At 72.8% G+C, this 12,686-nt stretch carries 12 protein-coding genes; 5 read left to right on the top strand and 7 right to left on the bottom strand.

The features are described 5' to 3' along the window. Positions 1–135 precede the first annotated feature (135 nt). Positions 136–3,114 carry a BTAD domain-containing putative transcriptional regulator gene (locus tag ACFWA9_RS08985; protein ID WP_380384761.1) on the bottom strand — a complete coding sequence of 993 codons (2,979 nt, stop codon included), beginning with the start codon at positions 3,112–3,114 and terminating at the stop codon, positions 136–138. Positions 3,115–3,329: 215 nt separating this feature from the next. Between ACFWA9_RS08985 and ACFWA9_RS08980 the strand changes: the two genes are divergently transcribed. Then, a complete protein-coding gene (locus tag ACFWA9_RS08980; RefSeq protein WP_352289974.1) occupies positions 3,330–3,581 on the top strand; it encodes a hypothetical protein in 252 nt (83 codons plus the stop codon). A gap of 117 nt (positions 3,582–3,698) precedes the next feature. Here the strand turns inward: ACFWA9_RS08980 and ACFWA9_RS08975 are convergent, their stop codons facing one another. After that, on the bottom strand, positions 3,699–4,016 hold the full coding sequence (locus tag ACFWA9_RS08975; RefSeq protein ID WP_380384758.1) for a hypothetical protein: 318 nt from the start codon (positions 4,014–4,016) through the stop codon (positions 3,699–3,701). Positions 4,017–4,220: 204 nt separating this feature from the next. Here ACFWA9_RS08975 and ACFWA9_RS08970 point away from each other — a divergent pair, with 204 nt between their 5' ends. Beyond that, positions 4,221–4,979: a GntR family transcriptional regulator gene (locus tag ACFWA9_RS08970; protein WP_352289977.1), complete on the top strand. Its 759-nt coding sequence runs from the start codon at positions 4,221–4,223 to the stop codon at positions 4,977–4,979. A gap of 126 nt (positions 4,980–5,105) precedes the next feature. On the opposite strand, the gene ACFWA9_RS08965 is transcribed toward ACFWA9_RS08970, so the two are convergent. Next, a complete protein-coding gene (locus tag ACFWA9_RS08965) occupies positions 5,106–6,773 on the bottom strand; it encodes a fumarate hydratase (RefSeq protein WP_329489413.1) in 1,668 nt (555 codons plus the stop codon). Positions 6,774–6,929: 156 nt separating this feature from the next. Between ACFWA9_RS08965 and ACFWA9_RS08960 the strand changes: the two genes are divergently transcribed. Both ACFWA9_RS08960 and ACFWA9_RS08955 read left to right on the top strand, forming a co-directional pair. Continuing rightward, positions 6,930–7,688 (top strand): DUF1707 domain-containing protein, encoded by a 759-nt coding sequence (locus tag ACFWA9_RS08960; RefSeq protein WP_380384753.1) that lies wholly within the window; start codon positions 6,930–6,932, stop codon positions 7,686–7,688. Positions 7,689–8,002: 314 nt separating this feature from the next. After that, complete coding sequence (locus ACFWA9_RS08955) at positions 8,003–8,344, top strand: WhiB family transcriptional regulator (RefSeq protein ID WP_380384783.1); 342 nt, start codon at positions 8,003–8,005, stop codon at positions 8,342–8,344. Positions 8,345–8,516: 172 nt separating this feature from the next. On the opposite strand, the gene glpX is transcribed toward ACFWA9_RS08955, so the two are convergent. After that, positions 8,517–9,557 carry a class II fructose-bisphosphatase gene (gene glpX, locus ACFWA9_RS08950; RefSeq protein WP_352289981.1) on the bottom strand — a complete coding sequence of 347 codons (1,041 nt, stop codon included), beginning with the start codon at positions 9,555–9,557 and terminating at the stop codon, positions 8,517–8,519. Positions 9,558–9,773: 216 nt separating this feature from the next. Between glpX and ACFWA9_RS08945 the strand changes: the two genes are divergently transcribed. After that, positions 9,774–10,310, top strand: coding sequence for a DUF4245 domain-containing protein (locus ACFWA9_RS08945; RefSeq protein ID WP_380384751.1), 537 nt, complete (start codon positions 9,774–9,776; stop codon positions 10,308–10,310). Positions 10,311–10,414: 104 nt separating this feature from the next. On the opposite strand, the gene ACFWA9_RS08940 is transcribed toward ACFWA9_RS08945, so the two are convergent. The 3 genes from ACFWA9_RS08940 to xseA all read right to left on the bottom strand — a co-directional run bounded on the left by ACFWA9_RS08940 (position 10,415) and on the right by xseA (position 12,667). Continuing rightward, positions 10,415–11,017, bottom strand: a complete 603-nt coding sequence (locus ACFWA9_RS08940) for a malonic semialdehyde reductase (RefSeq protein WP_329489419.1) — start codon at positions 11,015–11,017, stop codon at positions 10,415–10,417. Positions 11,018–11,128: 111 nt separating this feature from the next. Next, positions 11,129–11,380, bottom strand: a complete 252-nt coding sequence (locus ACFWA9_RS08935; protein ID WP_329489420.1) for an exodeoxyribonuclease VII small subunit — start codon at positions 11,378–11,380, stop codon at positions 11,129–11,131. A gap of 72 nt (positions 11,381–11,452) precedes the next feature. Continuing rightward, positions 11,453–12,667 carry an exodeoxyribonuclease VII large subunit gene (gene xseA, locus ACFWA9_RS08930; protein ID WP_380384747.1) on the bottom strand — a complete coding sequence of 405 codons (1,215 nt, stop codon included), beginning with the start codon at positions 12,665–12,667 and terminating at the stop codon, positions 11,453–11,455. Positions 12,668–12,686 lie beyond the last annotated feature (19 nt).

The raw sequence follows: 12,686 nt of genomic DNA, 5'->3' as shown, positions 1-12,686 counted from the left end.
ACGTCAATCGGCCCGGTGCACAGTGGAGTCCAGCGCCGGGGAAGCGTTGAGGGTGCTCCCGCAGCCGGGGGGCTGCGGGAGCACCGAACGCACGGGGGTCGGCCCCCACGGGGGAAGCACGGGGGTGTGCGGGGCCTACGGCGCGGGGGGAGAGAGGGGCTCGGTGTGCTGCTGGGAGATGAGGTCCGCCACGGGGGAGGCCTCGGGCACACCGAGCCGTGTGAAGATCGCGTGCGCCTCGCGCAGACAGGCCAGCCCGCGGGCCGGCTGGGCCAGGCCGAGCAGCGCCTCGCCGAGCGCGGCGTTGGCGAGGCCCTGGCAGTAGGCGGAGTCCATCTCCTGCCCGATCGCCAGCGACTCCTCGGCCGCCTCGGCCGCGTCCGCGTGCTGGCCGGCGGCGAGCAGGCTCACCCCGAGGCGGGCCAGCGTGTAGCCCTCGCGGAGGCGGTTCTGCTGGGAGCGGTAGAGCCGGTGCGCTTCATGGAGGTGGGCGACGGCGGTGCCGGGCGCGCCGCCGGAGGAGAGCACGACGCCCAGCTGGTACAGCGTGTCGGCCAAGCAGGGGCCGTTCTTCGAGGCCCGGGCGCTGGCCACCGCGTCGGTGGCGGAGCGGACGGCGGACCGCGCGTCCCCGACGTCGAGCTGTGCCCGGGCGATGTTGCCCAGCAGCCGGGCCTCGCCGATGGGGGCGCCCACCACCCGGCTGATGGCGAGGGACTGCTCGAAGAAGGGCAGCGCCTCGGCGGAGCGGTCGGCGACGCTGAGGATGATGCCCAGGGTGTTGGTGGCCATCGACCGCAGGATGGTCAGGTCGTCACTGTCCTGGAGGCTCAGGCTCTTCAGCAGCGAACGCTCGGCGCTCTGGAAGTCGTTGGTGACCGACTGCAGGGTGCCGCGGGCGAAGTGCACCCGGGCCAGCACGGCGGAGTCCTGGTACGACTCGGCGTTGAGGTCGGCGACCTCCAGCATCCGCCGAACGCGCGGACCGTGGGTCGGGTCCTCCACCAGGCTGTCCAGGACGATCAGCAGGTCGACGGCGGGCCGCAGCAGTTCGCCGGGTCCGCTCACGGCGGCCTCGACCAGGCTGAGCAGCACCGCGATCTCGCTGCGCAGCCAGGCCCGGGCCGATTCGCCGTCCGACAGGCTGAGACCGGGGGAGTTCAGGCCGTTGAGCGGCTCCGGCAGCTGGTCGTCCGGCTCGATCGCCTGGGCGGCGTTGCGGACGGTCGGCAGCATCAGGTCGAGCAGCCGCCGCACCGCGGCGTGCTGCTCCTCGACGTCACCGATCCGCTCGTTCTTGCGCTGCGCGTAGAGCCGCAGGAGGTCGTGGTACCGGTAGCGGCCCGGAGCGAAGCACTCCAGCATGTTCGCCTCGACGAGCGCCTCGGCGAGGTCCTCGGCGGTGTGCTCGTCGACGCCCAGCAGGGCGGTTACGGACGAGAGCGGGAGGTCCGGGGAGTCGATCAGGGAGAGCAGTCGAAAGGCCCGCGCCTCGGGGGCGGAGAGCTGCGCGTACCCCAGTCCGATGGTGGTCTCCACCGCCAGGTTGCCGAGCTGGAGCTCGTCCAGCCTGCGCCGTTGATCGGCTAACCGCCGGGCGAGGTCGGAGACGCTCCAGCGCGGCCGGCTGGCCAGCCGGGCGGCGGCGATCCGGACGGCGAGCGGCAGGAAGCCGCAGGCGGTGACCACGGCCATGGAGGCCTCGGGCTCGGCCGTCACGCGCTGCTCGCCGACGATGGCCGAGAAGAGCGTGAGCGCCTCCTCGGGCGTCAGCTCCTCGACGTCCACCAGGTGGGCGCCGGGGATTCCGGCGAGCCGGGACCTGCTGGTGGCCAGCACCGAGCAGCCGGACACCCCGGGGATGAGCGGCTGGATCTGCTGGGCGTCCTGCGCGTTGTCCAGCAGGATCAGCATCCGCCGGCTGGCGAGCAGCGAGCGGTAGAGGGCCGCGCGCTGGTCGAGCGAGTCGGGGGTCTCGGTGACGCCGAGCGCGTGCAGGAAGTCACCGAGCACCACGGCCGGGTCGGCGGGCGAGGCGCCCGCGCCCCGGAGGTCGACGTACAGCTGTCCGTCGGGGAACTCGGCGCGCACCCGGTGCGCCACGTGGACGGCGAGGGTGGTCTTCCCGACACCGCCGATGCCGGCCAGCGAGGTGACGACCACGGCCTGGCCGGTGGCGTTCAGCAGGACGGCGGAGAGGTCGGTGACCAGCTCGGTGCGTCCGCTGAAGTCCGAGACGTCGGCGGGCAGCTGGGCCGGCGGGGTCACCGGGAGCGGCGCGTCCTCCCGGGCGGCGGCGCCGGCCGGGGCGACGGCGGGGAGGGTCAGGGCCGGGTCGGCGGCCAGGATGCGGGAGTGCATGGTGGAGAGCCCGGCGCCGGGTTCGACGCCGAGTTCGTCGATCAGCAGCTTCCGGGTGTCCGTGTAGACCCCGAGCGCCTCCGCCTGGCGGCCGCACCGGTAGAGCGCGAGCATCAGCAGCTCGCGCAGCCGCTCCCGGAGCGGGTGTTCGGCGGTCAGGGAGCTCAACTCGCCGACCATGTCGGCGTGCAGGCCGATGTCGAGGGCCACCGCACACCGCTCCTCGGAGACGGTGACGTGCCGTTCGGCCAGGCGCAGCCGCTGGGACTCCGCGTACGGGCCGGGAACACCGGTCAGCGCGCGGCCGGTCCAGAGGCCGAGCGCGCCCACCAGGAGGCGGTGCGCCTCGTGCAGGTCCCCGGCCACCCGGGCGGCGGTGGCCTCGGACGCCCGGCTCTCGAAGACCGTGACGTCCAGGGCCTCGGGCGGAATACGCAGTGCGTACCCGTCACTGACCGATACGAGGAGTTCGGCGGGGCGGCGAATTTCGCGCTTCGGCTCGATGACAGCGCGAAGGCGCGAGATATATGTCCGCAATGCGGCAATGGCCTGCGTCGGGGGCCGATCTCCCCACAGCCCGTCGACGAGATCCTGGGTGGTGACGGGCCGGCCGCCGTGCAGAAGCAGTGCGGTGAGGACGGCCTGTTGCTGCGGCGAGCCGAGGGGCACCGGGGCGCCGTCGAGCCAGGCCTGTACGGGACCGAGTACCTGGAAGCGCAGCGCCGACGCGGGCGGCGTCTCCCGAAACTCCATGAAATCCCCCGATGGCCTGTGCTGTCGATTCCGTGAAGGGCGCTCGGCGGTCCGCCGTGTGGTGGCTTCAGCTTAGGCGGAGGGCCGACTCTGCCGGACGCACCGGCAAGCCGCACGATGTTTATCGGACATTTAATCAGCCCTACGATACTGACGGCGTGCCCGCACCAAACCGGTGGGGCTGAAGACATTTGATGACCGAAAGGCGGCCGCCCATGGCCAACGACCAGCGCGACACCCCCGCGTCGACCACGGAGGCCGCTGCGGAGGCGGGCGCGGCCGTCGAGGGCGCGGTGGCCGCGTCCCCGGATCAGGTCGAGTACACCGAGCCGACCGCCGACCGGAAGGCGGACCTGGAGGACGACCTCTTCGGGGGCGAGGCCGACCGGATCGTCGAGCCGGCCGCGCCGAGGACCGAGAAGGACGGGCCGTACGAGCCCCAGGGCGTCATCGCCAGCCGCCCGTAGTCGTTCGGAAGCCAGTGCCCCGTACCCCACGCTCGGTGGGGCGCGGGGCGCTCGTCGTTGTGCCCGGCCCCGCGGCCCCTCTGCCGGGGCCACCGCCGGTTCCGGTGGCCGGGCCCGTCAGGCGACCCGGCTCTCGTTGAGGCGCGAGTCCTGGTTGCGGGCGGCGAGCCGGGCGCTCAGCCGGGTCCGGCTCTCCGGCGCGGTCCGAGGGCGGGGCGGCCCGGGGGCCGGGCCGGGGTCGTCGGGGGGCGGCTCGGGTGCCGGGCCGACGCGGTCGGGTGGGGCGGTCCACTCGCGGCCGCCGCCCGAGGGCCGCAGGTAGTGCTCTCCGCCGAGGGTGTCCATGTAGATGCCGGTGCGTCCGGTCCTGGTGTCGAGGACGAGTTCACCCACACGCGGTCGGTAGGCCGCGGCGTTGCGCTTACGGGTGCTCACCGCAGTGCTCCTTGCTCTGGTGCGGACGCGGCGGTGGATGCGCCGGTCCTGGTCGCTGTCGGTGCCTGTGTTCTGCTCGGCGACTACCCAGCATCTCTAGAGAAGCTAATATCTCTAGAGATGTCAACGGGCCCGACCGGTCATACCGACGTACCGGCGGTCGGCGGTGGGCCTACGATTTCCGCGAGGACGAGGGAGCAGGCGATGGTCGGCAGCAGCGGCGGGAAACAGCCCAAGTACCAGCGGATCGCCGACACGCTCAAGGCGGCCATCGACACCGGGGAGTACCGCGCCGGCGACCGGCTGCCCGGCGAGAACGACCTCATGGAGACCTACGGCGTGGCCCGGATGACGGCCCGCCAGGCGCTCGGCGTCCTGCAGAGCGAGGGCATCGCCGAGGCGCGCAAGGGCGCCGGGGTCTTCGTCCGGGACTTCCGGCCGCTGCGGCGGCGCGGCATCCAGCGGCTCGCGCAGGGGCAGTGGGGGTCGGGACGGTCCATATGGTCGGCGGACATCGACAACCGGACGCTGGTGGTGGACCAGGTGTCGGTCACCGAGCAGGGCGCGCCGGAGCACGTGGCGCGGGTGCTCGGGGTCGATCCGGGGGCGCCGATGTGCGTGCGGCACCGACGGTTCGTGCTGGACGGCAAGCCGGTGCTGCTCTCCACGTCCTACCTGCCGGCGGAGCTGGTCGCCGGGACGGCGATCACCCGGGAGGACACCGGGCCGGGCGGTACCTACGCGCGGCTGGCCGAGATCGGCGCCAAGCCGGTGCACTTCCGCGAGGAGGTCCGGTCGCGGATGCCCAGCGCGGAGGAGGGCGTCCGGCTGGAGCTGTCGGCGGGCACGCCGGTCATCCTGATCTGCCGCACCGCCTTCGCCGACGAGGGCCAGGTCGTCGAACTCAACGAGATGACGCTCGACGCGGCGTCCTACGTGCTGGAGTACGACTTCGACGCCTGAGCGCCCGCGTTCCTGACTGCGTGAACGCCCCGCGCGCGCCCGCCCCGGTCGCGGAGTTCGCGGCCGGGGCGGGCGGAGTGGTCGGGCGGTCGGAGTGGCCGGGACGGGCGGCGGAGCGCCCGGCCGCTACTCCTTGGAGCGCACCCGCAGGCTGGTGATCAGCGGGCCCTCGGTGGTCTCGCGGAAGAAGTCGTTGCCCTTGTCGTCCACCACGATGAAGGCCGGGAAGTCCACGACCTCGATGCGCCAGACGGCCTCCATGCCCAGCTCCGCGTACTCCAGCACCTCGACCTTCTTGATGCAGTCCTGGGCCAGCCGGGCCGCCGGGCCGCCGATGGAGCCGAGGTAGAAGCCGCCGTGCGCGGCGCAGGCGTCGGTGACCTGCTTGCTGCGGTTGCCCTTGGCGAGCATCACCATCGAGCCGCCGGCCGCCTGGAACTGGTCGACGTAGGAGTCCATCCGGCCGGCCGTGGTGGGGCCGAAGGAGCCGGAGGCGAAGCCCTCGGGGGTCTTGGCCGGGCCGGCGTAGTAGACCGGGTGGTCCTGGAGGTACTTGGGCATGCCCTCGCCGGCGTCCAGCCGCTCCTTGATCTTGGCGTGCGCGATGTCGCGCGCGACCACGAGCGTGCCGGTGAGCGAGAGCCGGGTCTTGACCGGGTACTTGGACAGCTCGCTCCGGATCGCGGCCATCGGCTGGTCGAGGTCGATGCGCACCACGTCGTCGTCGAGGTGCTCGTCGGTGGTGTCCGGCAGGTACTTCGCCGGGTCGGTCTCCAACTGCTCCAGGAAGACGCCCTCGGCGGTGATCTTGCCCAGCGCCTGGCGGTCGGCCGAGCAGGAGACGGCCATCGCGACCGGCAGCGAGGCGCCGTGCCGCGGCAGCCGGACGACGCGCACGTCGTGGCAGAAGTACTTGCCGCCGAACTGCGCGCCGATGCCGATCCGCTGGGTGAGCTCGGTGACCTTGGCCTCCAGGTCCAGGTCCCGGAACCCGTGCCCGGTACGGGCGTTGCCCTCGGTCGGCAGGTTGTCCAGGTAGTGCGCGGAGGCGTACTTGGCGGTCTTCAGCGCGAACTCCGCGCTGGTGCCGCCGATCACGATGGCCAGGTGGTACGGCGGGCAGGCGGCGGTGCCGAGCGAGCGGATCTTCTGCTCCAGGAACGAGAGCATGCTGGCCTCGTTCAGGATCGCCTTGGTCTCCTGGTACAGGTAGGACTTGTTGGCCGAGCCGCCGCCCTTGGCCATGAACAGGAACTTGTAGGCGTCCCCGTCGGTCGCGTACAGCTCGATCTGGGCCGGCAGGTTGTTGCCGGTGTTCTTCTCGTCCCACATGGTCACCGGGGCCATCTGCGAGTACCGCAGGTTGAGCTTGGTGTACGCGTCGTAGACGCCGTGCGCGATCGCGCTCTCGTCGCCGCCCCGGGTCAGCACGGACTGGCCGCGCTTGCCCATGACGATCGCGGTACCGGTGTCCTGGCACATCGGCAGGATGCCGCCGGCCGAGATGTTGACGTTCTTCAGCAGGTCCAGCGCGACGAAGCGGTCGTTCGGGCTGGCCTCCGGGTCGTCCAGGATGCGCCGCAGCTGGGCGAGGTGGGCGGGGCGCAGGTAGTGCGAGATGTCGTGCATCGCCTCGGCGGTGAGCAGCCGCAGGGCCTCGGGCTCGACCTGGAGGAAGGTGCGACCGCCGGCCTCGAAGGTGGAGACACCCTCGGAGGTCAGCTTGCGGTACGGGGTCGGGTCAGCGCCCAGGGGGAGCAGGTCGCTGTACTCGAAATCCGGCGTGGGAGCCATGGGGGCGGTCCTTAGTGTTCCAGTGATGCGGCTGCGTCGGCGAAGCACCCTCAAGGGTAGGACCCGCCGGAACGTCGCACGCGGACAGGTCGGCCTGCGTGACCGGGGTCACTCGTACACGCGTACGGGACTTGCCCGGTTGACTAGGCTTGGGCCGTGGACAACTCGCCGTCGCAGGACGACCAGGGGCAGTCGCCCGTAGCCATCACCAAGCCGGGGGGCGAGCCGCCCGCCCGGGTCGACCGGACCCCGGTCGCCGAGGCCGAGATGCGGGCCTCGGACGCCGACCGCGAGCGGGTCGCGGAGCTGTTGCGCGACGCCTATGCCGAGGGCCGCCTGAACGTGGACGAGCACGCCGAGCGGATCGAGGCCGCCTACGGGGCCAAGACGCTGGGCGACCTCGTGCCGCTCACCCGGGACCTCCCCGCGCACCGGTCGATCTCCTTCGAGAAGGCCCCGCTGGGCGCGCCGGAGGCCCGGCCGTCCGGCCCGGTGCGGCTGCCGGCGCGGCACGAGGCGCCGACCATGGTGGCGATCTTCGGCGGGGCCTCCCGCCGGGGCCGCTGGCGGGTCGGCTCGCACCTGCGGGCGGTCGCGGCGTTCGGCGGGGTCGAGATCGACCTGACGGATGCCGTCTTCGAGTCGCCCGAGGTGGAGATCGAGGTGATCGCCATCTTCGGCGGCGTCGAGATCAAGGTGCCGGAGAACGTCAGCCTGCACGGCAGCGGGGTCGGCATCTTCGGTGGCTTCGACGTCAAGGAGCAGACCGCGGTCGACCCGTACGCGCCGGTCGTCCGGGTCAAGGGCGCCGCGGTGTTCGGGGGTTGCGAGGCGAAGCCGCGCAAGGGCAAGAAGCTCAAGGAGTGGGTGCGCAAGCAGCTCGGCACCGACGAGGGGCCCGTTGCGGGCCGCTGACCTGCGCAGGGCCGGACCGAGTGCCCGGGTGGGAACAACTCCCGCCCGGGCACTCGGTGTTGCGGCGAGTGCAGACTGTAGTCGATTGCGTGCAGTGTGCATGAATCGCGGTGCGGCAGGGTAGTTCCTCTCGCACATCGCTTCTTGTACGGCTGCGCACCGGAGGCGGCCTGAGGCCGGCTCGGGGGGTGAAGAGCGGGGGCTCGCAGCCGGACAGGGGAGCGAGCTTCCCCGTGTCCGAGAGCCTCGTCAGGAGTACGGCCGTGCTGCATCCGATCGAGTCCCGCACCACTTCGCCCGTCGCCGCCGCCCGGGTGCTGGAGCGCCCGCCGGTTGCCCAGTCGCAGGGCGACGACAATCCCTGGCACACCGGCGCGGCCTGCCGGCGGGACGAGGTGGGCCTGTTCTTCGCCCCTTCCAAGGAGCCGACGGCGGCCCGGCTCTCGCGCGAGGAGCAGGCGAAGCAGGTCTGCGCGCGCTGCCCGGTGCTGCTGGAGTGCCGCGAGCACGCGCTGGCGCAGCCGGAGCCGTACGGGGTGTGGGGCGGGCTGACGGCCGCCGAGCGCCGGGTGGTGCTGGCCCGCCGGCGGCGCCGGGAGACGGACCTGCACGAGGCCGCCCGGATCCCGGCCGCCCGCAGCCGCATCGCGGGCTGACCGGGCTGACCGGGCTGACCGGGCTGACCGGCGACGGGCGGTACGCGAGACGCCCGCTGGTACGTGAGCGGCGCGGCACGCGAACGCCCCGCGGTACGCGAACGCCCCGCGGCTTCGGCGAAGGGGGATTTCGCCGAAGCCGCGGGGCGGTGGAACGCGGCCGGGAGCCGGTTCAGTTGGCGCGGTCGAAGTCGATCGCGCTGTACGCCCGCAGCTTGGACAGCTTGTGGGTCGAGTGGATCTCCCGGATCGTGCCGCTCTTGGAGCGCATCACCAGCGAGCTGGTGGTGGCGGTCTCCTGGCGGTAGTGCACGCCGCGCAGCAGCTCGCCGTCGGTGATGCCGGTGGCGACGAAGAACACGTTCTCGCCGCTGACCAGGTCGTCGGTGGTGAGCACCCGGTCCAGGTCGTGGCCGGCGTCGAGGGCCTTCTGGCGCTCGGCCTCGTCCTTGGGCCAGAGCCGGCCCTGGATGACGCCGCCCATGCACTTCATCGCGCAGGCCGCGATGATGCCCTCGGGGGTGCCGCCGATGCCCATCAGGAGGTCGACGCCGGTGCCCTCGCGGGCCGCCATGATGGCGCCGGCCACGTCGCCGTCGGAGATGAACTTGATCCGGGCACCCGCCTCGCGGATCTCCTGGACCAGGCCCTCGTGGCGCGGCCGGTCGAGGATGACCACGGTGACGTCCTCGACGGCGCTGCCCTTGGCCTTGGCGACCCGGCGGATGTTGACGGCCGCCGGCGCGGTGATGTCGACGAACTCGGCGGCCTCCGGGCCGGCCACGAGCTTGTCCATGTAGAACACGGCGCTCGGGTCGAACATGGTGCCGCGGTCGGCCACGGCCAGCACGGCCACGGCGTTGTTCATGCCCTTGGCGGTCAGGGTGGTCCCGTCGACCGGGTCCACCGCGACGTCGCACTCGGCGCCGGTGCCGTCGCCGACCCGCTCGCCGTTGTAGAGCATCGGCGCTTCGTCCTTCTCGCCCTCGCCGATGACGACGACACCGTTCATGGAGACGGTGGAGACGAGGGTGCGCATGGCCTTGACGGCGGCGCCGTCGGCGCCGTTCTTGTCGCCACGGCCGACCCAGCGGCCGGCGGCCATCGCGGCCGCCTCGGTGACCCGGACGAGCTCGAGCGCGAGGTTCCGGTCCGGAGCCTCGGGAGCGACCTCAAGGGCGCTGGGGAGATTGTGCGGGTACTGCGTGGTCATCGTCGTTACCTCTCTGTACGCGACGGCCAGTAAGCGCCCGACTACTGCCAGGTCGAACGCCGTGGTGAGGGTCCTGCGATCGTATCTGCCCAAGAGATGACTGTCTGTGGCGCGGGTCGCCACCCCCGGTCGGAATCGGCCCGTTCGTCCCGGATCACCCGTACGTGGGCACCCCCGGGTGCCGGTGTCCCGTAAGGGATGAGTCACCATGTGGGGGTGGCTGGAGAGAGCAAGGGCATGAGGAGCCGGCAGTCGGTACGGGACATGGTCCTGTCGATGCTGGCCGTCGGTTTGGTGGTCTGGGTCGGGTACCTGTTCCTGCCGCACGACGCCGGCGGCGACGGGGTGCGCACGGTCGAGTACAAGGTGGCCGCGGCCTCGGCGAAGCGCGCCGCACCGTACCCGCTGCTCGCCCCGGAGGGCCTCTCCGACAAGTGGCGGGCCACCTCGGTCAAGTACGACCCGGCGTCGCTGGGCGGCGGCCGGGGCAATGCCTGGCACCTGGGCTTCGTCACCCCCGCCGGTCAGTACGCGGCGGTCGAGCAGAGCGACATCGCCCCGGGCTCGCTGGTCGGCTCGCTGGTGGCCGACGGCAAGCCGGACGGCAGCTCCGAGGTGGCCGGGCGGGTCTGGGAGCGGATCCAGGGCGGCAAGTCCCGCGCGCTCACCTTCCAGAGCGGCGGCGGCACCACCGTGCTCACCGGCACCGCCTCGTACGAGGAGCTGGCCGAGCTGGCGCAGGCGCTCAAGTAGCCAAGTAGCCAAGTAGCCGGCGGAGCCGGCCGCCCGGCGGCGGCGGAACACGCGGAAGGGCCCGCACCGGTCGAACGGTGCGGGCCCTTCCTGCGTGCCACCGGTCAGACGGTGGTGACGACCTCGTCGTAGGCCAGGCGCGGCGAACGCGGGAACCAGGCGTCCTCGCCCGGCTTGCCGATGTTCACCACGGCCAGCACCGAGTGCTCGCCGTCGGCGAAGAACTCCTTGTTGATGCCCTCGGCGTTGAAGCCGGTCATCGGGCCGGCGGCCAGGCCCGCGGCGCGCACGCCGATGATGAAGTAGCCGGCCTGCAGGGCGCCGTTCAGCACCGCGGAGGACTCGCGCACCGGACGCTCGGTGAAGAAGAGGTCCTTGGCCTGCGGGAAGTGCGGCAGCTGGGTCGGCAGCTCCTCGTGGAACTCGTTGTCCACGGCCAGGATGGCGACCAGCGGCGCGGCGGCGGTCTTCGCCTTGTTGCCGTCCGCCAGGTGCTGGACGAGGCGCTCGCGGCCCTCCGCCGAGCGGACCAGGACGACGCGCAGCGGCTGCTGGTTGAACGCGGTCGGGCCGAACTTCACCAGCTCGTAGATGGCCTGGATCTGCTCCTCGGAGACCGGCTCGTCGGTGAAGGTGTTCGCCGTGCGGGCGTCACGGAACAGCAGGTCCTGAGCGGCGGCGTCGAGTACCAGGGCGTCGGTGGTCATGCTTGTCTGCACCTCATGCGGGACGGGGTTCGTCGGTCGACCGGCGGCGCCGATCACTGGATCCCAACATGAGTGAAGATTCAACTGTTCCCCGGGGGCGTGTGACACGTGTCACTCCGGGGCGGCCCCGCCCTCCTCGGCGGCCAGCGCGGCGTCCAGCCGGGCCCGGGCGCCGTCCAGCCAGCGCTGGCAGACCTTCGCCAGCTGCTCGCCGCGCTCCCAGAGGGCCAGCGACTCCTCCAGCGACGTACCGCCGTTCTCCAGCTGCCGGACGACCTCCAGCAGCGCGTCCCGGGCGTGCTCGTACCCCAGCGCGTCGTCGGGGGTCCGCGGCGCCGCCTCCACCTGCTCCTGCTCAGCCATGGAGCCAGCGTAGGGCGTGCCGCCGACAGCGCCGTCCCACCGCCGCCCGCGCGGCTGGGGCTAGGGCTAGGGCTAGGCCTTGGGGCCGGCCGTCACGTCGAAGCCGCCGCCCGCCACCCGGGCGTGCAGCGCGTCGCCCGCCCCGACCTGGGCCGGATCGGTCACCACCGTGCCGTCCGCGCGCTGCAGCACCGCGTAGCCGCGCTCCAGGGTGGCCGCGGGGGAGAGGGCGACCACCCGGGCCAGGGTGTGCCCGAGGTCGCTCTGCGCGTGGTCCAGCCGGTGCCCGAGGGTGCGCCTGGCCCGCTCCAGCAAGGCCTCCACCTCCTGGCCGCGGCCGTCCAGCATCCGGCGCGGCGCGGCCAGCGCCGGGCGGCTCCGGACGCCGTCCAGCCCGTGCTGCTCCCGTTCGACCCGGCCGAGCACCTGCCGCCGGGCCCGGTCGCGCAGGGTCAGGACCTTCGTCAGCTCCTCGCCGACGTCCGGCACCACCCGTTTGGCCGCATCGGTCGGGGTGGAGGCGCGCAGGTCGGCGACGAAGTCCAGCAGCGGCTGGTCCGGCTCGTGCCCGATCGCGCTGACCACCGGCGTCCGGGCGGCCGCGACCAGCCGCACCAGGGCCTCGTCCGAGAACGGCAGCAGGTCCTCCACGCTGCCGCCGCCCCGGGCCACGATGATCACGTCCACCTCGGGGTGGTCGTCCAGCTCGCGCACCGCCGCGCCGACCCGCTCCACCGCGCTGACGCCCTGCACCGGCACGTTGCGCACCTCGAAGCGGACGGCCGGCCAGCGCCGCCGGGCGACCTCCAGGACGTCCCGCTCGGCGGCCGAGCCGCGCCCGGTGACCAGGCCGACGCACTGCGGCAGGAACGGCAGGGGCCGTTTGCGCTCGGCCGCGAACAGGCCCTCCCCGGCGAGGCGCCGCTTCAGCTGCTCCAGCCGGGCCAGCAGCTCGCCGAGCCCCACCAGCCGGATCTCGGCGGCCCGCAGCGACAGCTGGCCGCGCGCCCCGTACCACTCCGGCTTGGCGTGCACGATGACCCGCGAGCCCTCCTGCACCGCGTCGGCGACCTCGTCGAAGACGGAGCGGAAGCACGTCACCGTCAGGGAGACGTCCGCCTGCGGGTCGCGCAGGGTCAGGAACACCACCCCCGCGCCCGGCCGCCGGCTGAGCTGGGTGATCTGGCCCTCCACCCAGACCGCGCCGAGCCGGTCGATCCAGCCGCCGATCAGCGCGGAGACCTTGCCGACCGGGAGCGGGGCTTCGGGGGAGCTGGTGTTGGCCATGCGTATGAGGCTAGCGGCG

It is taken from the genome of Kitasatospora sp. NPDC059973, from assembly GCF_042737525.1.
In the GTDB taxonomy this organism is placed as follows: Bacteria; Actinomycetota; Actinomycetes; order Streptomycetales; family Streptomycetaceae; genus Kitasatospora.
Note: the sequence above shows the minus strand (reverse complement) of the source record. Positions and strands in the feature narration are given on the sequence as shown.